The 21,318-nt window shown below is 66.7% G+C and carries 26 protein-coding genes; 11 read left to right on the forward strand and 15 right to left on the reverse strand.

Annotation, left to right across the window (positions count from 1 at the left end; all coding sequences use genetic code 11):
• Positions 1-27 precede the first annotated feature (27 nt).
• Positions 28-909, forward strand: coding sequence for a flagellin N-terminal helical domain-containing protein (locus ABIC78_RS13265; RefSeq protein WP_022675424.1), 882 nt, complete (start codon positions 28-30; stop codon positions 907-909).
• Between the two features lie 78 nt (positions 910-987).
• Here ABIC78_RS13265 and ABIC78_RS13270 read toward each other — a convergent pair whose 3' ends face one another.
• Positions 988-1,578 carry a TetR/AcrR family transcriptional regulator gene (locus tag ABIC78_RS13270; RefSeq protein ID WP_309806526.1) on the reverse strand — a complete coding sequence of 197 codons (591 nt, stop codon included), beginning with the start codon at positions 1,576-1,578 and terminating at the stop codon, positions 988-990.
• A gap of 175 nt (positions 1,579-1,753) precedes the next feature.
• On the opposite strand from ABIC78_RS13270, the gene ABIC78_RS13275 reads away from it, so the two are divergent.
• The 4 genes from ABIC78_RS13275 (at position 1,754) to ABIC78_RS13290 (ending at position 6,844) form a co-directional block, all read left to right on the forward strand.
• Positions 1,754-3,259 carry an efflux transporter outer membrane subunit gene (locus tag ABIC78_RS13275; RefSeq protein WP_354490176.1) on the forward strand — a complete coding sequence of 502 codons (1,506 nt, stop codon included), beginning with the start codon at positions 1,754-1,756 and terminating at the stop codon, positions 3,257-3,259.
• A 63-nt stretch (positions 3,260-3,322) separates the two neighbouring features.
• Positions 3,323-4,501 carry an HlyD family secretion protein gene (locus ABIC78_RS13280; protein ID WP_107717020.1) on the forward strand — a complete coding sequence of 393 codons (1,179 nt, stop codon included), beginning with the start codon at positions 3,323-3,325 and terminating at the stop codon, positions 4,499-4,501.
• 1 nt (position 4,502) lies between these two features.
• Entirely contained in the window at positions 4,503-6,014 is a 1,512-nt protein-coding gene (locus ABIC78_RS13285; RefSeq protein WP_354490179.1) for a DHA2 family efflux MFS transporter permease subunit, read from the forward strand.
• A gap of 296 nt (positions 6,015-6,310) precedes the next feature.
• Entirely contained in the window at positions 6,311-6,844 is a 534-nt protein-coding gene (locus ABIC78_RS13290) for a VOC family protein (RefSeq protein ID WP_354490181.1), read from the forward strand.
• A gap of 95 nt (positions 6,845-6,939) precedes the next feature.
• On the opposite strand, the gene ABIC78_RS13295 is transcribed toward ABIC78_RS13290, so the two are convergent.
• The 14 genes from ABIC78_RS13295 to flgB form a co-directional block, all read right to left on the reverse strand.
• On the reverse strand, positions 6,940-7,224 hold the full coding sequence (locus tag ABIC78_RS13295; protein ID WP_354490183.1) for a hypothetical protein: 285 nt from the start codon (positions 7,222-7,224) through the stop codon (positions 6,940-6,942).
• A 44-nt stretch (positions 7,225-7,268) separates the two neighbouring features.
• Positions 7,269-8,105: a flagellar motor protein MotB gene (locus ABIC78_RS13300; RefSeq protein ID WP_054132421.1), complete on the reverse strand. Its 837-nt coding sequence runs from the start codon at positions 8,103-8,105 to the stop codon at positions 7,269-7,271.
• A gap of 15 nt (positions 8,106-8,120) precedes the next feature.
• Positions 8,121-8,984: a flagellar motor stator protein MotA gene (gene motA / locus ABIC78_RS13305; protein WP_022676884.1), complete on the reverse strand. Its 864-nt coding sequence runs from the start codon at positions 8,982-8,984 to the stop codon at positions 8,121-8,123.
• 88 nt (positions 8,985-9,072) lie between these two features.
• Entirely contained in the window at positions 9,073-9,999 is a 927-nt protein-coding gene (locus ABIC78_RS13310) for a flagellin N-terminal helical domain-containing protein (RefSeq protein WP_309806214.1), read from the reverse strand.
• Positions 10,000-10,006: 7 nt separating this feature from the next.
• Entirely contained in the window at positions 10,007-11,344 is a 1,338-nt protein-coding gene (gene flgK, locus ABIC78_RS13315; protein WP_354490186.1) for a flagellar hook-associated protein FlgK, read from the reverse strand.
• A gap of 5 nt (positions 11,345-11,349) precedes the next feature.
• Complete coding sequence (locus tag ABIC78_RS13320) at positions 11,350-11,709, reverse strand: rod-binding protein (protein ID WP_354490188.1); 360 nt, start codon at positions 11,707-11,709, stop codon at positions 11,350-11,352.
• Positions 11,709-12,794: a flagellar basal body P-ring protein FlgI gene (locus ABIC78_RS13325; protein ID WP_354490342.1), complete on the reverse strand. Its 1,086-nt coding sequence runs from the start codon at positions 12,792-12,794 to the stop codon at positions 11,709-11,711. Before ABIC78_RS13325 ends, ABIC78_RS13320 begins: the two co-directional genes overlap by 1 nt.
• A gap of 127 nt (positions 12,795-12,921) precedes the next feature.
• Positions 12,922-13,692 carry a flagellar basal body L-ring protein FlgH gene (locus ABIC78_RS13330; protein WP_354490190.1) on the reverse strand — a complete coding sequence of 257 codons (771 nt, stop codon included), beginning with the start codon at positions 13,690-13,692 and terminating at the stop codon, positions 12,922-12,924.
• Between the two features lie 22 nt (positions 13,693-13,714).
• Positions 13,715-14,503, reverse strand: coding sequence for a flagellar basal-body rod protein FlgG (flgG, locus tag ABIC78_RS13335; protein ID WP_022676878.1), 789 nt, complete (start codon positions 14,501-14,503; stop codon positions 13,715-13,717).
• 25 nt (positions 14,504-14,528) lie between these two features.
• On the reverse strand, positions 14,529-15,284 hold the full coding sequence (locus ABIC78_RS13340; RefSeq protein WP_309806220.1) for a flagellar basal body rod protein FlgF: 756 nt from the start codon (positions 15,282-15,284) through the stop codon (positions 14,529-14,531).
• Between the two features lie 22 nt (positions 15,285-15,306).
• Positions 15,307-16,119 carry a flagellar hook-basal body protein gene (locus ABIC78_RS13345; RefSeq protein WP_022676876.1) on the reverse strand — a complete coding sequence of 271 codons (813 nt, stop codon included), beginning with the start codon at positions 16,117-16,119 and terminating at the stop codon, positions 15,307-15,309.
• 31 nt (positions 16,120-16,150) lie between these two features.
• Positions 16,151-16,531 carry a flagellar hook assembly protein FlgD gene (locus ABIC78_RS13350; protein WP_354490193.1) on the reverse strand — a complete coding sequence of 127 codons (381 nt, stop codon included), beginning with the start codon at positions 16,529-16,531 and terminating at the stop codon, positions 16,151-16,153.
• Position 16,532: 1 nt separating this feature from the next.
• Positions 16,533-16,955, reverse strand: coding sequence for a flagellar basal body rod protein FlgC (flgC, locus tag ABIC78_RS13355; RefSeq protein WP_022676874.1), 423 nt, complete (start codon positions 16,953-16,955; stop codon positions 16,533-16,535).
• Complete coding sequence (gene flgB, locus ABIC78_RS13360) at positions 16,952-17,314, reverse strand: flagellar basal body rod protein FlgB (RefSeq protein WP_107717015.1); 363 nt, start codon at positions 17,312-17,314, stop codon at positions 16,952-16,954. The genes flgC and flgB overlap by 4 nt, the downstream gene beginning before the upstream one ends.
• Positions 17,315-17,537: 223 nt before the next feature.
• On the opposite strand from flgB, the gene ABIC78_RS13365 reads away from it, so the two are divergent.
• The 6 genes from ABIC78_RS13365 (at position 17,538) to ABIC78_RS13390 (ending at position 21,318) form a co-directional block, all read left to right on the forward strand.
• The gene (locus ABIC78_RS13365) at positions 17,538-18,281 is read left to right on the forward strand and encodes a MotA/TolQ/ExbB proton channel family protein (RefSeq protein ID WP_354490196.1); all 744 of its coding nucleotides are present in this window, start codon (positions 17,538-17,540) and stop codon (positions 18,279-18,281) included.
• Entirely contained in the window at positions 18,278-18,733 is a 456-nt protein-coding gene (locus ABIC78_RS13370; RefSeq protein ID WP_107717013.1) for a hypothetical protein, read from the forward strand. The genes ABIC78_RS13365 and ABIC78_RS13370 overlap by 4 nt, the downstream gene beginning before the upstream one ends.
• Before the next feature lie 56 nt (positions 18,734-18,789).
• Complete coding sequence (locus ABIC78_RS13375; protein ID WP_107717012.1) at positions 18,790-19,359, forward strand: flagella basal body P-ring formation protein FlgA; 570 nt, start codon at positions 18,790-18,792, stop codon at positions 19,357-19,359.
• A gap of 120 nt (positions 19,360-19,479) precedes the next feature.
• Positions 19,480-19,800, forward strand: a complete 321-nt coding sequence (flgM, locus tag ABIC78_RS13380) for a flagellar biosynthesis anti-sigma factor FlgM (protein WP_082350217.1) — start codon at positions 19,480-19,482, stop codon at positions 19,798-19,800.
• Positions 19,797-20,165, forward strand: a complete 369-nt coding sequence (locus ABIC78_RS13385) for a hypothetical protein (protein WP_022677654.1) — start codon at positions 19,797-19,799, stop codon at positions 20,163-20,165. Before flgM ends, ABIC78_RS13385 begins: the two co-directional genes overlap by 4 nt.
• A 208-nt stretch (positions 20,166-20,373) precedes the next feature.
• On the forward strand, positions 20,374-21,318 hold the full coding sequence (locus tag ABIC78_RS13390) for a lysozyme family protein (protein ID WP_354490344.1): 945 nt from the start codon (positions 20,374-20,376) through the stop codon (positions 21,316-21,318).

Consider the following 21,318-nt stretch of genomic DNA (forward strand, 5'->3'; position numbering starts at 1 on the left):
GTCTGTCCCGAAAATCGGAGAAACATCATGGCGGTAATCAACACCAACGTCAGCGCCATCAAGGCGGCCAACGCTTCCAACTCGGCAAGCAAGCTGGCTGCAACCGCGATGGAACGGCTGTCGACCGGCAAGCGAATCAACAGTGCCAAGGACGATGCCGCGGGCCTGGCCATTTCCACGACCATGACCGCGCAGATCACCGGCATGTCGCAGGGCGTGCGCAACGCCAACGACGGCATCTCGATGGCGCAGACGGCCGAAGGCGCGCTCAGCGAAGTGACCAACATGCTGCAGCGCGTGCGCGAACTGGCCGTGCAGTCGAAGTCGGACACCTATCAGCAGTCTGACCGCGACGCGATGCAGTCGGAAGTCTCGAACCTGAATGCCCAGATTTCCGACGTGCTCAACAATACCGAGTTCAACGGCAACAAGGTGTTCAAGGTCGCCGGCGGCACGGCAGCCACCGACGGCAGCGATGACGTCAAGAGCTCGATCCAGACCGGTGCCAACACCACCGATACGGTCGATCTGGTCAGCAAGGCGTTTTCGGGCGTCAACCTGTTCGGCGGCACCGACACGTCCTACAGCGCTACCTCGACCACCCAGGCGCTCGACGTGTCCGACACCGGCAAGGCGTCGACCACGATGGACAACGTCGATGCCGCGCTCAAGGAAGTGAACGCCACGCGCGCCACGCTCGGTGCCGGCCAGAACCGCCTCAGCTCTGTGGTCAACAACCTGAACGACAACATCACCAACCTGTCGGATGCCCGTTCGCGTATCCAGGACACCGACTATTCGGCCGAAACCACCCAGATGGCCAAGGCCCAGATCCTGGCCCAGGCTTCGACCGCGATGATCTCGCAGGCCAACCAGAATCAGCAGAACGTGCTGACGCTGCTGCGCTGATCCCAGCTGCCAATACCCGGTTCTCCACGGTGCCGGCGATTCCCCTGGGGATCGCCGGCCATCGTCGTTGTTGGGGGATCAGGTCCTTGGCTGGCCGGTATTTGGCTGGTGCAGCAGGCCGTGGGCAAAGATGCGCGCGGCGTGCGCGGCGTGGTGGCGAATCGTTTCTGCGTCGGGCGCCGGCATCACACCCACGGCCACGCGCATGTGCAGCTTGCCCCGCACCATGCCCAGGAACTGGTCTGCTGCCAGGCGCGGATCGGGCAGGGCCAGGCCGCGCTGGCCAGCCACGCGGTGCAACACGGCCGCCAGGGTAGTGCCGGCGATTTCCGGCCCGCAGCGGAAGAACATCTCTGCCGCTTCGTGGAATTGCACCCCGTCGGCATGGACCATGCGATAGACATCGATCGAGCGCTGGCTGCACAGCCCGGACAGGAAGCGCGTGCCGAAATCGGTAAGAATGCCCTCAAGGTCATCCGATTCGGTTTCCGCCAGTTCCTGAAGCGAGGCCATGACCGCGCCGCAGCCGCGCATCAGCACCGCTTCAAACAACTGCTCCTTCGATGGAAAATACTTGTAAAGCGTGGCTTTGGAACCGCCCAGCTCGGCCGCGATGGCTGACATCGAGGTGGCGCCATAGCCCGTCTGCGTGAACACCTGCGTGGCCACGGACAGGATGTTTTCCCGCCGCTCATCGGGCGAACAGCGTTTGAGTCTGCAATTGGACGGGTTAGTGACCATTCTGTACACATAGCTGTTGACAGGCGCAGTGCAAGGGCGCAGTTGAAGATTAGTGACCGATCCGTACACGGTCGTCCCGTTCCCGATTGCGCAAAGGCCCTGCATGACTGCCTCCCCCGCCGGTCTTTCCAACCGCGCGTCAGCCCTGTTTTCCGCCGCGTTTTCCGCCGCCGCGATTCGGCCGTTCTGGCGCGCGCCGCTGGTGAGTGGCCTGGCCATGGCGGGCCTGCTGGCCGGCTGCGCCCCTGTTCCCGATCTTGGCCAGAAACCGGCGCTGCGCCAGGCAACCGCCAGCGATCTGGCGCTGCCCGCGCCAGCGCAGGCCACGACGCCGGCCGATTGGCCTGCGGCCGATTGGTGGCAGGCGTTGCGCGATCCGCAGCTTTCCGCGCTGATCGCGGAAGGCGTGGCCAATTCTCCCACGCTGGCCCAGGCCGATGCCCGCCTGCGCGCCGCGCGCGGTCTCGCCCAGGCGAGCGGGGCGGCTTTGCTGCCCGGCATTTCCGCCAGCGCCAACGCGGCCGAAGCCAAGCAGAGCTACAACAACGGCATTCCGCCCGCCTTCGTGCCGCACGGCTGGAACGATACCGGTGCGGCCTCGCTCAGCCTCAGCTACGAACTCGATTTCTTTGGCAAGAACCGCGCCGCCCTGCGCGCCGCCACGTCAGAGGCGCAGGCCGCCGAATATGAGGCGCAGGCCGCCCGCCTCGCCATCGCCACAGGCGTTGCCGATGCCTATGCCACCCTGGCCCGCGCCGCTGCCGCCCGCGATGTGCGGGCCCAGGCGCTGCAACTGCGCGAGGATACGGCCAAGCTGGTGCGCCAGCGCGTGGTCAACGGCCTCGATACCCGCGCCGAACAGCGCCAGGCCGAAGCCGGCATTCCGGTTGCCCGCGCCGATCTGGTTGCCGCGGACGAGGCGATTGCCCTGGCCCGCCATGCCCTGGCCGTGCTGATCGGGGCGCCGCCGGCGCGCGGCGATGCGATCCCCCTGCCGCAGCTTGCCACGCTGGCGCCGCAGGGCCTGCCCGCCAACCTGGCGCTCGATCTGGTCGGCCGCCGTGCCGATATTGCCTCTGCCCGCGCGCGGGCAGAGGCTGCCGCGGCGCGGATTCGCGTGGCGCATGCCGCGTTCTATCCCAACGTCAACCTGATGGGCTTCATCGGCGTCCAGGCGCTCGGCCTCAGCAACCTGACGGCCAGCGGTTCGGATGCCGGATCGATCGGCCCGGCGATCAGCCTGCCGCTGTTTTCGGGCGGGCGCATCGCCGGTGGCTATCGCCAGGCGCGCGCCAGCTATGACGAGGCCGTGGCGAGCTATGACGATACCCTGCTCAAGGCGCTGCGCGATGTGGCCGATGCCGCCGCCTCCCGGCAATCGATCGATGCCCAGCGTGCCCAGCTGCAACAGGCGGTGGCCGCCTCTGACGATGCCTATCGCATTGCCCGCCGCCGTTACGAAGCCGGCCTGTCCACCTATCTGTCGGTCCTGTCGGCGCAGGATGCCCTGCTCGCCAACCGGCGCCTGCTTGCCGATCTCCAGGCCCGCACGCTGTCTGCCCACGTGGCGCTGGTGCGCGCCCTGGGCGGCGGCTTCCGCGCCGGCTGACCGCCGACGCGCTGCCGTTTGCCTGATCCCTGTTCTTCTTCTTTCTGATGCCGAGACCCGCCCATGGCTGACATTGAACCCAATTTTCCCGATACGGACCAGGCCTCCAGCAAGGCCGATGCGCGCAAGGCCGCGCGCAAGCGTGGTTTCCTGATCTTTGCTGGTGTCGTGGCGCTGGTCGCGGCCGGTGTCGGCATCTACGAATGGATCGAAGGCGGGCGCTATGTCGAAACCGACAACGCCTATGTCGCGGCCGAAGTGGCACAGGTAACGCCGCTGGTCGCCGGGCCGGTGCGGCGCGTGGCGGTCAACAACACGCAAGTCGTCCGCAAGGGTGACGTGCTGGTGGAACTCGATCCCACCGACGCCAAAATCGCCCTGGCCGCGGCCGAGGCGGACTATGCCGACGCGCTGCGCAAGGTGCGCCAGACCATCGCCACCGGCACCGCGCTGTCGGCCCAGGTGGGCGAGAAGCAGGCCGATATCGCCCGCATGACCGCGCAAGTGCAGGTGGCCATGGCCGATGTCCAACGCGCCGAGATCGATCTCAAGCGGCGCCAGTCGCTGGTGGGCGATGGGGCGGTGTCGGGCGAGGAACTGACCACCGCGCGCAATGCCTATGCTTCTGCGCAAGGTCAGCTTGCCGCCGCCCGCGCCAACCTGGCCGCCGCCCAGGCCGCGCGTGGCACCGCCAATGGCCAGCAGGCGGCCAATGCCGCATTGATCACCGGCACCACGCCGGAAACCAATCCGCAGGTGCTGGCGGCCAAGGCCAGGCTTGACCAGGCACGGATCAATCTCGATCGCACGGTGATCCGGGCTCCGGTCAGCGGCGTTGTCACCCAGCGCACGGTGCAGGTGGGGCAAAGCGTGGCCGTGGGCAGCCCGATGATGACCATCGTGCCGATCAGCCAGGCCTATGTCGACGCCAACTACAAGGAAAGCCAACTGGCCCATGTGCGTCCCGGCCAGCCGGTGACGCTGACATCGGATCTCTATGGTGATGATGTGGTCTATCACGGGCGCGTCGTGGGCTTTTCCGGTGGCACCGGTTCGGCGCTGGCCGTGATTCCGGCGCAGAATGCCACGGGAAACTGGATCAAGGTGGTGCAGCGCCTACCGGTGCGTGTCGCGCTCGATCCGCACGAGTTGGGCGCGCATCCGCTGCGCATCGGCCTGTCGATGGACGCCACGATCGATACGCGCCCTGAAAAGGACCGGTCGCAGACCGGGCAGAACTGACATGGCCGGCGGACCGCCGATGGGCTTTGGCGATGGTCCGGCGCCGCTCAAGGGCGCCAAGCTGGCGCTGGGCGGCTTTGCGCTGGCGCTGTCGAACTTCGTCGTGCTGCTCGATATCACCATCGCCAACGTGTCGGTGCCGCATATCGCTGGCAGCCTGGCGGTGTCGCCCACGCAGGGCACCTGGGTGCTGACGTCCTATGCCGTGGCCGAGGCGATCTGCGTGCCGTTGACCGGCTGGCTCGCGCGCACGTTTGGTGCGGTGCGGGTGTTCATCATGGCACTGCTGGGCTTTGGCCTGTTTTCGATGCTGTGCGGCATGGCCGGTAGCCTGAGCCTGCTGATCGCGTTCCGCGTGTGCCAGGGGCTGTGCGGCGGCCCGATCATGCCGATGACGCAGACCTTGCTGCTGCGCATATTCCCCAAGGACAAGGGCGGCGCCGCGCTGGGCCTGTGGGCGATGACCGTGGTGGTCGCGCCGATTGCCGGGCCGATCTGCGGTGGGTTCATTTCCGACAACTGGTCGTGGCACTGGCTGTTCTTCATCAACATTCCGCTCGCCGCATTCTCGCTGATCGTCGCCTGGCGGCTGGTGCGGCCGTACGAAACTCCCACGCAGAAATCGCCGATCGATTTCGTCGGTCTTGCGCTGTTGGTGATTTGGGTTGGTTCGCTGCAGATCATGCTCGACAAAGGGCGCGAGGAAGACTGGTTTTCCAGTGGCTTCATCATCACGCTCACCGTGGTTGCGATCATTGGCTTCATCTCGTTCCTGATCTGGGAATTGACCGAAGACCACCCGATCATCGACCTGTCGGTATTCCGCAACCGCGGGTTTACCGTGGCCGTGGTGACGCAGTGCGTGGCCTATGCGGCGTTCTTCTCGTTTATCGTGCTGATCCCGCTCTTCCTGCAAACCAACCTCAACTACACCGCCACCTGGGCAGGCCTGGCGGTGGGCTGGGTCGGTGTCCTGGCGGTGGTCTTTTCGCCGATCGTGGCGCGTTTCGTGGGCAAGGTCGACACGCGCGGGCTGATCTCGTTCGGCATCCTGTGGCTGGCCGTAGTCGCCTGGCTGCGCACGCGCTGGGTAACCGACATGGGCTATTGGACCATCGCCTTTCCGCAGATGCTCCAGGGCCTGGGTATGCCGTTCTTCTTCGTCGGTTCCACCGCGCTGGCGATGGCTTCGGTGCGGCCCGACCAGACCGCATCGGGCGCGGGCATCCAGAACTTCATGCGCACGATGGCCGGCGCCTTTGCCACCTCGATGTCGACCACGCTGTGGGAACATTTCACCAAGTACAACCGTGCCGAACTGGTCGGGCTGATCCACCCGCCCACGCACACCGGCCTGCCAGCCGCGCAGGCGAGCATGGTGTTGAGCCAACTGGTGCAGACCGAGGCGGTAACGCTCGCCACGCGCCAGGTCTTCATGGTGTGCACTATCGTCCTGTTCGTCTCGGCCGGGATGATCTGGCTGGCCCCCAAGCCGGGGCGGAAAAAGGGGTAGGGTGCGCAAGCCACTTCACGGGAAATCACCCGGCAATGGCGGAAATCGCCCAATCCCCGTCGATCAGGTCTTGAACTCGCGATCCCGAAAGTTGCCGATTGTTGGCCCGGATCAGTCCCGATTTCTCATGCCTGAGACGCACATTCGGAAAAGAGGAATCGGGAACATATTTTGGGAAAGCGAATGCACCGAACGGCTTCCAGCCCGAACGTGGGAGGGCACCGATCTCTCAAAAAAGGTTCCTTCTCGGGAGGAGGCCGACGCGTTAAGGCGTCATTATGAGGATCATATTCGTCATGCTGTTGGCATCAGTTGCCGCCGGGGCGCAGGCCCAGACAGCGCAGGCGCGGCCCGGTGAGAGTGCAACAATGAACGACGCAACAAACGTGATCGCCGTGGACCACACGGGCTTTGCTGTATCGTCTTTGGACGAAGCCATTCGGTTTTGGACGGAAGCGCTCGGTTTCACACTTGAGCGACAAGCCGAGATGGGGGGCGACTTCCTGCATCAAGTCACAGGTGTCGATGATCCGAGTGTGAAAACGGCGATCGTCAGGGCGCCAAACGGTTACGTGGTCGAACTGTTGCAATATTCAAAGGGACGCCAGAACGGGGCGGTGCCCGATAGCGCGGGGGCGATCGGTGCGGCGCACCTAGCTCTGACCGTGAAGGATATCCATGCCGCCATGGCCCGCGTCGAGGCAGCAGGATGGAAGGCGAAGGGTAGCCCGCTGCCAATCGCAGGTGGTCCCCGCAAGGGAACTTTGGTGACCTATGTTTCAGGCCCTGATCATATCACGATAGAGCTTATGCAGCCACCAGCCCGCTGATGTAGCCTGCCGAAGTTTCCCGTTCCACCATCGTTTTTGGGAAGGCAGCTATCGCCCGCGCCCTTCGAAAGCTGCCTGTCCGTTTCCACCGACTTTTAATCCATTTCTTCGTCATTCCCGCGCAGGCGGGAATCCAGTTTCGGCGTGGTCTCAATCGCCCGAAGCCACTGGATTCCGGCCTGCGCGGGAATGACGAAGTTGGAAGGCGGCAAAGGCAACTCTCCACTACCATCAGCCATTCGATGCCGGGTGGTCTTGATCGGCCAGTCTGCCTTGTCGCGCTCGATCCAAGCCGCTCTGCCCTGAAAATCCCCCACGAAGCCACGACGACACGAAGAAGGGTCTTTCCTTAGTGTCTTCGTGGCTTCGTGTGACTCCATGACAAAGCACCACGCCCGGTCTCGCGCTTGGCACCGCAACCGGTTCAATCCAGCAGCAGGATCGACATGCGGCGGTTGCTCGGGTCGTTGGGGCTGTCGGGCACCAGGGGTTCGCGGTCGGCCACGCCTTCGATCCGCTGGAAGCGGGCCTCGCCCACGCCGTTGCGCATCAGGGCCTGGCGCGTGGCTTCGGCGCGGCCGGCCGAAAGCGACCAGTTGTTGGCCGGGTCGCCAGGCTTCCACTGCAGCGCGTCGGTATGGCCGCGCACGGTCAGGCCGCCGGGTTCGGGCGCGATGGCCTGGCCGATCGCCCGGATCAGTTCCAGCGCATCGGGCGTGAGGATCGTGGTGCCCAGGCGGAACATCGAGAAGTGCGCATCGTCGAGCATGTCGATGCGGATGCCCTCGGGCGTCATCGTCATGTGCACCTGCTTGGCCAGCTGGCGCAGCTTTTCATTGGCATCCAGCTTTTCCTTCAGCCGCTGCTGCATCACCTGGGTGCGCTTCATCTTCGATCCGCCATCCTTGGGGCCGCCGGTGGCATCGCGCGGGATGGTCATCGTGCGCGTGCCGGTCTGCCCGGCGCGGTGGGGATAGTTGTCGGCATCGGTGAGCGACGAGCCGCCGAGCAGCCCGTCAGAACCGGCGCTGCCCTTGCGCGTCTTGACCAGGGTGGGGGTGAAATAGTCGGCAATGCCCTTGCGCTGCTTTTCGGTGGTCGCGCCCAGCAGCCACATCAGCAGGAAGAACGCCATCATCGCGGTCACGAAATCGGCATAGGCCACTTTCCAGGCCCCGCCGTGATGGCCGCCGGCCACCACGGTGATCTTCTTGACGATGATCGGCTTGGGCGCGTCCTTGCCTTTGGGTGGCTTGGCCATGGCGATCCCTTTCGCTTAGCGGCCGCGCAGCGCGTCGAGCAGTTCCGACAGGCCCGGACGGAACGCATGGCCCAGGCCCGAACGCGCGCTTTCCACCACCAGCGGCTGCGGCCAGCCGTGCAGCGATGACACGATCACCTGCTTGACCGCCTGATAGATCATCGCATCCTGATCGAGCACCTGCTTGAGCCGGCCAGCCAGCGGCGCGACGATGCCATAGGCCAGCAGCACCCCCATGAACGTGCCGACCAGGGCCGAACCGATCATCGCGCCCAGCACCGTGGGTGGCTTGTCGATCGAGCCCATGGTCTTGACCACGCCCAGCACGGCGGCCACGATGCCCAGCGCGGGCAGGGCATCGGCCAGGCCCTGCAGGGCATGCTGGGCTTCTTCCTGCTCGTGGAAATGGGTTTTCATCGCGTGGTCCATCACGTCTTCCACGGCATGCACTTCCAGCGTGCCGGAAGACACGACGATCAGGGTCAGCGTATCGCAGATCAGCGAGACCAGCGCGGTATGGGCCAGGATGCGCGGATATTCGGCAAACAGGGCCGAACTCTTGGGATCGGCCACATGGCTTTCCAGCGCCACCGGGCCATCGCTGCGCAGGATCTTCATCAGCTTGGCACAGAGCACGATGGCATCGACATGGTCCTGCTTGTTGTGCTTGGGGCCCTTGAACACTTTGCCCAGGCCCGCGCCGATGCCTTTCAATTCGTGCATGGAATTGCCGGTGATCGTGGCGCCCAGGGCCGCGCCGCCGATGATCAGCATTTCGTGGGGTATGGCTTCGGCCACCGGGCCGATTGCGCCACCGGTGATGATGAAGCCGCCAAAGACCATGGCGAGCAGGACGACGATGCCGATACCAGCAAACATGAAGCGGTGACCCTGTCGATAAACCGTGAAAGCCGGCGCTATCGCCCGGCCGTTGCTGCAATGCAGAACGGCACGGGCGCGCGCACTTTCAGGACATCATGGTAAAGAGCGAAAGGCCCGAGATCTTGGTGAAGCTGGCCTGGCTGGCCTGCAGCACCGTGGCCAGTTCCTGCAACCGGGTATAGGCAGTGGGAATGTCGGTGGCGCCCAGCGTGCTCTGGTCCTGGCTGCGCGCCTCGCCCATCGTGGTCTGCCGCTCGGTATTGAGATCGATCCACGACAGCCGCGCGCCCACCACGGTCTGCCCGGTGGATACGGCCGTCATGGCATCGTCTAGCGTGGTGAGCGCACTGTTGGCGGCAGACTGCGCGCCGGTGCCGCCCGCGCTGATCGCGTCGGTCAGGCTCTTGAGCGCGGCAAAGACATCGCTGCTGGTGCCGCCCGACGAGAAATTGAGAAACTCCGGCCCGGTCAGGCTGCGCTTCACGCTCTGCCCGTCGCCCAGCTCCAGCGTGCCGGCGCTGCCGCTGCCGACATAGCTGACCACGCCCGTGGTGGCATCCACGCTATAGGCCGCGCCCGCCGCATCGCCGCCGAACAGCGCATTGCCCGCGCTGTCACGCGAATTGGCGAGCGAGACCAGGTTGTTGCGCAATTCGGCCAGTTCCTGGCCAATGCTGGTGCGCTGCTCGTTCGACAGCGTGCCGGTAGCGGCCTGGTTGGCCAGCTGGCGCGTGCGCTGCAGCGTGTTGATCATCTCGGTCATGGCCGAATCGGTCAGGTTGAGATCGGCCGTGGCGCGGTTGGCCGCGCCGGCATCGACCTTGGCGATGGCATCCTGGCGTTGCAGGTTGCGCAGGCGCGAGGCGGTGAGCGGATCGTCTGACGAGGCGGTCAGCCGGTTGCCGCTGGAAATCTGCGTCTGCACCTGCTCCATCTGGGTGCGCAAGCCGTTGAGATCGAGCGCGGAGCGATCGTAGAACGCGGACGTAGTGGTCGATACACTGGATGACATGGGCGACCTACTTGATCGAGAGGATGGTGTCGAACAGGTTGCCGGCAACCTGCATCACCCGGCCCGAGGCTTGGAACGCCTGCTGGAACCGGGTCAGGTTGATGGCTTCGGTGTCGAGATCGACTCCGGCCTGGGCGGAAAGCGCGGTCTTGGCCGCATCGGAAATGGTCTTGAGCGCATCGCGCGTGGTGGTGCGCGCCTGCACCGTGGCAGAGGCCTGGTAGATCAGGGTATCCATCGTGCCGGCCGGATCGGCGCTGGTCAGCGCATTGCGCAGCGCGGTTAGGTTGGTGGTGTCGCGGCTGCCGGCGGCGGCGCCTGCGGCCGCCGTGGCGATCGCGCTGCCCTGGGTGGTGGCAAGCTGCATGCTGCCCGCGCCCGTGCCGGAAAACAGCGCGGGGCCGGTCGATCCATCAAGCGCGGCGCCATTGCCCTGCACGGTGTTGACCGTGTCGATCACGCTCTTGGCCAGGGTATCGAGCTGGCCATGCACATCGGCCAGGTTGGCCAGCACCTGCTGCTGCCCGGCCAGCGAGCCGCCCGACAGGGTGACGGCACCACCGTTGACGGAAAAGCCGATGGTGCCATCGGCCGCGGTGGTAACCGCCAGCGCTTGCGCGGTGGCACCGGTCACCAGCGGCGCGCCCGATGCGCCGCCCAGCGTCACATCAACCGCGCCATTGCTGGCAAAGCTGGTGGCGATATCGGCATAGCCCGCCAGCTTTGCCAGCAGCACGTCGCGCTGGTCGAGCAGGCCGGTGCGATCGCTGCTGGCATCGGCCATGCGCGCCAGCCGGCCGTTGACCTTGGCCAGTTCGGCCGACATCGTGTTGATCTGGTTCACGCCATCGCTGGCGCCGCCCTGCTGACCCTTGGCCACGGCATCGAGCTGGTTTGAGGCGATGTTGAAACTGTTGGACAGGGTCTGCGCCGCCGCGATCACCGAAGCGCGCAGCGGCGTATCGGTGGGGCTTTGCGCCAGTTGCGTGAGGGCGGTTTCAAAGCCGGTGATCGCCGAATAGACGCCCGGCGCCTCAAGCGCGGACTGGATATCGGTGAGCCCGCCCACTTCGCTATCGGCGCGCGCGGTATCGGCGCCGGTGCGGCGCACCTCGGCCTGGCGAAAGGCATCGGCATTGCGGATAACCCCGGTCACCCGCACGCCCGACAGCGATACATCGCGGTTGCCCGCGACATAGCCGGGCGTCATCACCTCTTCGGTCGAGACCGTGCGCCGCACATAGCCATCGGTGCCGGCATTGGCGATGTTCTGGGCCGTCACGTCCAGCTGGGTGCGGGCGGCGCGGGTGGCGCTGCGCGCGATCGAGAGCAGGTCGGTGGTCATGGCGCTCAGGCTCCCCCACCGGTCTTGGCCGTGGCGCCAGTGGTCGGGGCGCCAGACGCTTGCGCGGCTGCATTGGCCAGCTGGCTTTCCAGCCGCGTGGCCAGGCCCAGCGTGCCGGCCTTGGCGGCGATCTCGGCAAAGCGTTCGTCGCGCATCTGGGTAAAGGTATCGTCCTGCTTCTTGCCGAACAGATCGTCGCCGCCCAGATCGGTGTTGCGCGCGGTGCTCAACATCTGGCGCAGGAACATCGCTTCGAAACCCTGCGCGGCCTTGCGCAGCGCGGCGCGATCGGGGCCGCTGGCCGGGGACGTGGCGGCTGCGGCGGCGCCCGAAACGGCGCCGGTGCTTGTCGATGCAGAAGTCATCAGATCACCACCATTTCGGCCTTGAGGGCGCCGGCCTGCTTGAGCGCTTCCAGGATCGCCACCAGATCGGACGGCGAAACCCCCAATTTGTTAAGGGCATTGACCAGCGAAGAGAGCGAGGCACCGGGCTTGAACAGCGCCACGTGGTTGCCCTGTTCCTCCTCGCTGATCTGGCTATTGGGCACCACGGCGGTCTGGCCGTTGGAAAAGGGGCCGGGCTGCGATACGCGCGGTTTTTCGTCCACCTTGATCACCAGCTTGCCGTGGCTGATCGCGGCGGGAGACAGGCGCACCGCGCTGTTGATCACCACCGTGCCAGTGCGACTGTTGACGATCACCTTGGCGGCGGCTTCGGCCGGGCTCACCTCGATCGCCTCGATCGCGGCCATGGCGCTGGCGCGGGCATCGCTGCCGCTGGGCAGGCGCAGCGCCACGGTCACGCCGTCTTCGACGCTGGCGGTGCCGGGAAAACGCGTGTTGATCGCATCGCGCACGCGGGCGGCGTTGAGGAAATCGGCGTCGAACAGGTTCCAGCGCAACACCTCGTTGCGATCAAACCCGGTATCGACCGCGCGCTCCACCGTGGCGCCTTCGGCAATGCGGCCCACCGTGGGCACGTTGACGGTCAGCTGCGATCCATCCTTGGCGGTAATGCCCAGGCCGCCGACGGCGAGGTTGCCCTGCGCCATGGCATAGATCTGCCCATCGGCACCATAGAGCGGCGCCAAGACCAGCGCCCCGCCGCGCAAGGACTTGGCCTTGCCGATCGTCGATACGGTCACGTCGATGCGCTGGCCGGGCTTGGAAAAGGCCGGCAGATCGGCCGTAATCATCACCGCCGCTGCATTCTTCAGGCCCGGCGCCACGCCGGCGGGCAATTGCACGCCCAGCCGGCCCGAAACGCCGCGCATCGCCTGGGTCAGGTATTCCAGGTTGTCGTCACCCGTGCCGGGCAGGCCCACCACGATGCCATAGCCGGTCAGCTGGTTCGAGCGCACGCCCTGGAACTCGCCCAGATCGCGCACCCGTTCGGCATGGGCGGCGGTGCCCAACACCGGCAGCGCGGCCAGCGCTGCGGCCACCATCACCAGCCACAGGCCGGGGCGCACTGCCAGCAGGCCGCGCCGCCACAGCGGGCGCAGGGCCAGCCCGGCCAGCGCCGCAGCGGCCAGATCGAACGCGATGGGAGAAGCGGTAGACATCAAGGGTTCCCTAGAACGGGCTGACAAGGTTGAAGAACTTGGTCAGCCAGCCCTGGCGGGCAGCGCGGCTGACATCGCCGTTGCCGGCATAGGTGATCCGCGCATCGGCCACCTGGCCCGACTGGATGCGGTTGGTCGTGTCGATATCCGCCAGGCGCACGATGCCCGACAGTTGCACCCATTCCTGGCCCTGGCTCAGCGTCAGGCGCTTTTCGCCCTTGACCAGCGCGGTGCCATTGGGCCGTACCTGGGCGATCGTCACCGAAACCTCGCCGCCCAGCGTGCTGGTCTGCGAGGCATTGCCCTGGCCGGAAAAGGCGCTGGCGCCCGAATTGTTGATGCCGTTCTGCGACAGGATCGACAGCGGCCCCTTGTTGGGCGGGGTAAACGTGAACGAGGATGACTTGGCGGTCTTGCTCGCTGCCGATTTCGACGTGGTCAGCTGTTCGGCCAGAACGATCACCAGGCTGTCGCCCACGGCATGGGCGCGCGCGCCCTCGACCAGCCCGGCATAGCCATTGGCCAGGTTGAGGATGCTGCCATCGGCGGGCTTGGCCGGGCTTTCGACCGGCAGTGCCGGGTCAAACCCCGCCGCCGGGCGGTTGCGCGCCTTGGCCGGCTGGGCCGCCACCAGCATGCCGGCCGTGATCATCGCCGGCACCACCAGCATCGCCATCAGGCGCAGGCCCAGGCCCTGGCGCAGGCCCTGCCGCGGGGCAAGCCCACGGCCGCGCTCGGCATGCAGCGCCTTGTCGAACAGGGGATCGAACGGAGAGTCCATGGGCTTTAGCGTCTTTCCGGTCTTACAGCGTCTGGTTGGCGTTCTTGAGCATCTCGTCGATCGCCGAGATCATCTTGGAATTGATCTCGTAGGCGCGCTGGCACTCGATCATGTCGACCAGCTCTTCCACCACGTTGACGTTGGACGCTTCCAGATATCCCTGCTGGATATGGCCGCGCCCGGCGTCGCCGGCATTGCCCACTTGCGCCGCGCCGCTGGCGCCGGTTTCCACCAGGAAGTTGTCGCCCAGCGCCTTGAGGCCCTGCGGATTGGCAAAGCTGGCAATGGTGATCTGGCCCAGCGTGGTCGCCTCGGTCGCGCCGGGCAGCGTGGCGGTCACCGTGCCGTCCTGCGCCACGGTGATCGCGCTGGCGCCTTCGGGCACGGTGATCGCCGGTTGAAGCGGATAGCCTTGCGAGGTCACCAGTGTGCCGTCGGCCGAGCGGCTGAAATTGCCGGCGCGGGTATAGGCCAGCTGGCCACCCGGCAGCGTCACCTGGAAAAAGCCATCACCGTCGAGCGCCAGGTCGAGCGCATTGCCGGTGCTTTGCAGCTGGCCCTGGCTTTCCATCCGCGCGGTGCCCTGCAGCGCCACGCCGGTGCCCAGGTTGAGCCCGGTGGCATAGGCGGTCTCGTTGGAAGACTGCTGCCCGGCCACGCGCGTGTCCTGATAGGCCAGCGTGGAAAAGTTGGCGCGGTCGCGCTTGAAGCCGGTGGTGCTCACGTTCGCCAGGTTGTTGGCGATCACCCGCATCCGTGTGTCCTGGGCTTCCAGGCCGGTGCGGGCAACGTGAAGGGCGGAACTGGGCATGGCAGGATCTCTCCGAAAATGATTGTCAGGTGTTGAGGCGCATCAGCGAGGCGGATTTCTCGTCCACCTCGCGCGCGGTGGAGGCCACCTTGGTGCGCATGTCGAACAGGCGCTGCGCTTCCACCATTTCGACCAGCACTTGCGTGGGATCGACGTTGGATTGCTCCAGTGCGCCGGGGGTCAGGCGGGCCTCTTCGTCCTGTGGCAGGGTGCCGATGGTATTGTTCGGCCCCGTCACGCGGAACAGCCCGTCCAGCCCCTTGCCCACCTGGCTGCCCTGGGTGGAAACCAGCTTGATCCGCGCCACCGCCTGGGGCGGGGTGGACGGGTTCTGCGGGTCGCCCGCCAGCACGGTGCCATCGGGCGCGATGGTCACGATCGTGCCGGTCGGTACGGTGATCGGCCCGCCATCGCCGATCACCGGCCGCCCATCGCCGTTCTGCAGCACGCCATCGGTGGTGATCGTCAGGTCGCCGCGCCGGGTATAGGCCTCGCTGCCATCCTGCGTCTGTACGGCCAGCATGGTGTCCCCGCTCAACGCCACGTCGAGCGGGTTGTTGGTCGCCATGGTGGCGCCCTGCTTCATGCTTGAACCCTGGACATAGCCTTGCGTCATCGCGCGGGCTTCCAGCGCGGGGCCTTTGAGCGTGACCGGCGTGGCGCTGAGCATTTCCTGGCGAAAGCCCACGGTCTGCGCATTGGCCATGTTGCTGGCGATCACGCGCTCGCGCACCATTGATCCGGTCATGCCGGAATAGGCGGTATAGATCAGCCGGTCCATGGCCGCTTGCCTCCCTTAAGCCTTAGCTGCGCAGGTTGAGAATGGCCTGGGTGGCCTGGGTGGCGGTATCGATCGCCTTGGCGTTGGCCTGATAGGCACGCTGGGCCACGATCAGGCCCACCAGCTCGTCCGACACTTCGACGTTGGAGCGTTCGAGATAGCCCGACATCAGCTTGCCGTACTGGCCATTGGTCGGCTCGCCATAGTTGGCCGTGCCCGACAGGTTGGTGGCGGTCCAATCGGCCGATCCCTGTTGGCGCAGGCCCTGCGGATTGAGGAAGGTGGCCAGGCCAATCTTGCCGATCACGGTGTTGGACCCATCGGCATAGCTCGCCGCGACATTGCCGTTTTCCGAAACGGTCATCCCGGCAAATTCCGATCCGGCGGCGTTGGTGATCGGCACCAGCGTGTCCTGCAGGCTCGTGCTGGTGGCAGTGCCCGTGGCGTCGGTGGGATACATCTGCACGCGGTTGCCCTGCGCGTCGGTGACATAACCGCCTGCGTCCATCTGGAAGGCGCCATTGCGGGTGTACATCGTCTGCCCGGTGGTGGGCGATTTGACGGTGAAGAACCCGTCGCCGCTTACCGCCACGTCGAGCGAGGAGCCGGTGGAATCGAGCGCGCCCTGCTTGAAGTTCTGGGTGATCGCTTCAACCTTGGCGCCGATCCCCTCGATCAGGCGCGGGTTGGTAAACGCCGTGCCGGCAACCACGTCGGCAAAGCTTACCGTGCTTTTCTTGAAGCCGTTGGTTTCCGAGTTGGCGATGTTGTTGCTGACCACGTTGAGATCGGTCTGCGCATTCTTGATGCCGTTGAGCGAGGTATAGAACGACATGGCGTGTTTTCCTGTCGGTTGGGGAAAGGGATCAGGCGGCGGTGGTAGCGCCCGCCGCCGTCGTGCCAGTGGTGCCGGCGGCGGCCTGGGCCGCGCCGATCGCGGCCAACTGTTGCGAAATGGTCTTGAGCGTGGCGGCCACATCGGCGTTTGACGCGCTGGCCGTGTTCAGCTTGTCGAGCTTGTCGGAAATGGCGCTCAGCGTTGAGTTCATCTCGGTGGAGTTCGACAGCGACGAGAACTGCGCCAGTTGGGCGACCATCTGGGTGTTGTCCACCGGCGAGGTCGGGTCCTGGTTCTGCAGCTGCGCGGTCAGCATCTTGAGGAAATCGGTGGCGCCAAGGCTGGCCCAGCCGGTCTTGGCCGGGGCCGCTGCGGTGCCCGTGGCGCTGGTAGAGGTAACGGTGGTCATGTCACTTCATCCTCATCGTATCGAGCATCAGCTGTTTGGCGGTCTGCATCGCCTCCACCACGTTCTGGTATTGGCGGCTGGCTTCCATCATCTCGACCATCTCGGCGTTTTCATCGACCGGGGCGGCCCAGACATCGCCATTGGCATCGGCCAGGGGATTGTCGGGATCGTGGGTGCGCACGGCGGTGGTATCGGTGCGATAGACCCCCTGGACCTTGACCGTGGCGAGGCCGGACCGCGCATCGAGTTCCTCGGCAAAGACCGGGCGCAGTGGGCGATAGGCCTGCGCCTCGCTGCCGGCGACGTTGCCGGCATTGGCCAGGTTCGATGCCGCCGCGTTCATCCGCACCAACTGGGCCGACATCGCGCGGCCGGTCACGCCGAACAGGGTGAGGGGGGTGTTGCCGTTGCCCGCCATGGTCATTCACCCTTGAGCGCGCGGGTCACTTCGCCCACGCGCCCCCGGATGAACTCCAGCGTGGCGGAATAGCCCACCGCGTTTTCGGCAAAGGCGGTCTGCTCGGTGGCCATTTCCACCGTGTTGCCATCCAGGCTGGGCATCACCGGCACGCGATAGAGCGCTGCGCCGGCTTCGGCCTGGCTTTCGCTGGCACCGGCCAGGCGCGCCTTGAGCGCGGCCCCGAAATCGATGTCGCGCGCCTTGTAGCCGGGCGTGGCGGCATTGGCGATGTTGGACGACAGCAGCCCCAGGCGCGTGGCGCGCAGTTCCAGCGCGGCGCCATGGATGCCGAACAGGCTGTCGGATGGTGCACTCTGGCTCATCGGCGGTGCTCTCGCTTTCCTTGGGCAGACGAATGATGCCGGTGGTTCAGCAAGGGACGTGCCAAGTGCGCCAATGGCCCGGAATCTGGCACCACGGTTGCAGGCCACCCCGCCAGGCACGGCAAGGCTTTGCCGAAAGGCGGCAAGCCGGGCTGCCGCCCCCCTGAAACCCGCGCGCGCGCTGCCGTTCTTCGTGCCAGGATTTCGCGAAAGACCAAGGCCCATGGATTTAACCCACCTGCTGGATGCCCAATCGGCCGTGATCGTTGTTGGCGGCACGCTGGTCGGCACCGTGCTGCGCTGTGGCTGGCATGACAGCCTCATCGCCCTGCGCGCCGTGGGTGGCCTGCTGCGCCCTGGCTTCAATGCCGCGGCGATGCGTTCCGAACTCGCGCACGAGGTGGCGCTGATCCGCCGCGATGGGGTGATCCGTGCCAACCCACGCCGCCTGGCCGATCGCGAATTTGATTCCGCCACCAGCGCGCTGGTGCGTACCCGCTCGCTCGACGGGCTGGTCGAACAGCATGAAACCTGGCGCCGCGCGCGCCTGCGCCGCGCCACCACAGCGGCACGCACCCTGGCGCAGGCGGCCGATCTGTCGCCGGTGTTCGGCCTGGCGGGCACGCTCGTGGCGCTCAGCCAGCTCAAGGTGGAAAGCCTGGCCCACGGCAATTTCATCGGCGCCATCGCCATGTCGGTCCTGACCACGCTCTATGGCCTGCTGCTGGCCCACATCGTCATGGGGCCGCTGGGCCGTGCGGTAGAGCGCGCCTCGCAGGCCGAAGAGGAAGCCCGCGCCGACGTGATGACCTGGCTGACCCAGCAGGTGGGGCCAGCCTGCCCCGATCGCCAGCGCGCCACGCCGCTGTCACCGCACGGCGTCACCCTGCCACGCAGGGCGGCAAACGCCGATGGCATGGCGGCAGATACGGGGCTGCGACCCCTCGATCCGCGCGAAACGGCATGATCACCCGGCCCGGGCAGACCGGATGGCAGACCATCCTGGCCGATCTCGCGCTGATCCTGTTCATGATCTGCGCCTCTGCCCTGTCCGTGGCCGAAGGCCCGGCCTCGCCCGCGGTCAGGGCGCAGGCGGCCCCGCTGCGCGCCCCGGCGCCGCCGCCTGCGGTTCAGCCCGTTGCCCCGTCGCTGCAGGCAGAGCCGGTGGGCGTGTGGCGCGATGGGCCTGGCGCTCCGCCGCTGGCGCAATGGCTGGCTGAACAGGCGGCCGATCCGCGCCTGCGCCTGTCGATCGTGGTGCGCTATGCCACGGGGCCTGGCGGGCGAGAGGCAGCCTTGGACCAGGCCGCCAGCCTGGCCCGTAGCGCTGGTCAACGTGCCGCCAGCGCGCGGCTGGTGGTGGAACCTGGCGCGCAGCCGGGCGCCAGCGTCACGCTGGGCTACGATGAAGAGCGTTGAATGGCATGGCTCTTGCTGAAAAGCGGGCAAGACGCCTCCCGCTTCAGGAAATTGCCATGTTCGCTGCCGCCAACCGGCCTGTTTTTGCCGCCCCCCTTGCCGCAGTCGTTGCCGGTACGCTTGCCGCCCTGCTGGCCACTGGCCCTGTGGCGCGGGCGCAGGTGGCGCAGGCGCCAACCACGCGCTTTGCCGATATGGCCGCAATCGATCAGGCCGTTGCGCAGTTCACCGGCCGCAGCATCGGCGTGCCGGGCGGCGCGGCGCAGCCGGTTGATCGGCGCTTGCGCCTGGTGGCTTGCACCGCGCCGCTGGCCCTGGGTTGGCGCGCCGGGGCGCATGACAGCATCCTGGTGCGCTGCCCCGACACCGGCGGCTGGCGCCTGTTCGTGCCGGTAGTGGCCACGGTTGCCGAAGCGCCGGCTGGCCCGGCCGCAGCGCCGGCGGTGCTGCGCGGCGATGGCGTGACGATCGCCATGGTGGGCGATGGCTTTTCGGTCGAGCAGGCTGGCGAGGCGCTCGATCCTGGCCCGGTGGGCGGCTGGATCCGCGTGCGCACCGGGGCCAAGGCCGATGCCCTGCGCGGGCGCATCGTGCGCCCCGGCGTGGTCGAAGTGCCGGTCGAGTGAACCGGCGCGCACCACTGCAATTTCCCTAAGGCAGATTGACCCGGCAAAAATCCGCCGCATGGTCTTAAACTCTGCGGCGCGATGCCGTTCTTCCCGGCATCACCCCCGAGGAGCTCGACCATGTCCAACATCGAAATCGGACCGTCGCGGCCGGTTGGTGCGGTCCAGGTCAAGATTGCCGCATCCGATGTGCCGCCCCAGGCGACCGATCCCACGGCGGCAGCCGTAGCCCAGGCCGCGCCTGCTGCCCAGGCCAGCGCGGCCACCGCCGCTGCCACTGTTGCCACCAGCGATGCCACCCGCGCCGGCGAGGTGCCGGTCAGCAGCGATCGCGTCGCCCAGATTCGCCGCGCCATCGCGGAGGGCCATTACCCGGTGATTCCCGCCCGGATCGCCGATGCCATGATTGCCGCCGGCATGCTGCTGAGGACCCCCCAATGACTGCTGACGCACCGATTTGCCACCCCACCGATCTCGCCCGCGCGCTGGGCCAGATGATTGCCGTGCTCAATGAAGAACGCCAGGCGCTGGCTGGCCTCGACATGGATGCGATCATGGGGTGCGCGGTCGACAAGGCGGATTTGTGCAGCCGCCTGGAAACGGTGGCGAGCGAGGCGATCGACGAGGAATGCCGGGGCATGGTCGATGCCGCGCGCCGCCTCAACGAAGCCAACCGCCGTGTGCGCAACCTGATCGCCGCCAATGTTGCTGCACGGCTCGATGCGCTGACCGGAACCCCCGCGCTCTATCGCGCCCATGCCGGCCAGGTGCGCGCGCACCACGCCCGCACCGCGCGCGTGCGCTGATCCCCACCGGCAAATTTTGTCTGGCGCTGCGTGCCGCTGCCCTTGCCGGGCCGGCCCGCAGCGCTTTTTTGTGCGCGGCAAAGCGCTGAATCCGGAATCCTTTTTCAGGATTTCGAAAAACTGGCACAACCCTTGCTAAACCATCCTTGTCGCGGCGCGCCATCGTCTGGCTTTCGCTGCAAGCACAAGGATGTGGGCCTTGAGTTCAGTGCAAAACTCTGCCGGCAGCATTGCCGATCCGGCAACCGGCGCGATCATGGGCGGCAGCGCACCCCAGGGCGGTGCGGTGCACGCCGCCATTGCGCGCGCGGCCAATGCCACCGGCGTGGACTTTGGCTATCTGCTCGCGCAGGCGCGGCTCGAATCCGGGCTTGATCCCCATGCCCGCGCCCGCACCTCCAGCGCGACCGGGCTGTACCAGTTTACCGGGCAGACCTGGCTCGGTACCCTGGCGCGCCACGGCGCCGATCATGGGCTGGATTGGGCCGGCGATGCCGTGGGCAGTGCCGCCAGCGATCCCGCGCTGCGCAGCCGCCTCTTGGCCATGCGCCATGACCCCCAGCTGTCTGCCCTTCTGGCCGGAGACCTGGCCAACGACAACCGCGTGGCGCTCTCCACCACGCTGGGCCGCGATCCCGACAATGCCGAACTCTATCTTGCTCATTTCCTTGGTGCCGATGGCGCCGGGCGCTTCCTGGCGGGCCTGGCGGCCGATCCCGATGCCAGCGCGGCCGCCCTGTTGCCCAAGGCGGCAGCGGCCAACCGCGCGATCTTCTTTTCCGCCAGCGGCGCGCCGCGCTCGCTTTCGGGCGTGATGGACCTTTTGCGCAGCCGGCTCGAGGCTGCCGGTAGCGGCAGCGCGCTGCCGCCGCTTTCGGGACCGTGGGCGATGGCGGCCATGCCCTATGGCGATCCCTCCGCGCTCGATCTGCCCGGCGCGCCGGTCTCGCAGCCGGCGCCAACCGGTGGCCCCATGGCGCAGGAATTTCAGCAGGTGGCGGCCAATGCCGGCGGCCCCGGCGGGCAGGCGGCCACGCCGCGCGCCTCGATGGCCGATACCCTGCGCGATACCTTTGCCCTGGCTTCGCCGGGCAGCGCGGGCGGCGATCATGTGGCCCGTGCCTATGGCCGGCTCAAGGCGATGGGGCTCTAA

This window comes from Novosphingobium sp. 1529, from assembly GCF_040544855.1.
Taxonomy (GTDB): Bacteria; Pseudomonadota; Alphaproteobacteria; order Sphingomonadales; family Sphingomonadaceae; genus Novosphingobium; species Novosphingobium capsulatum.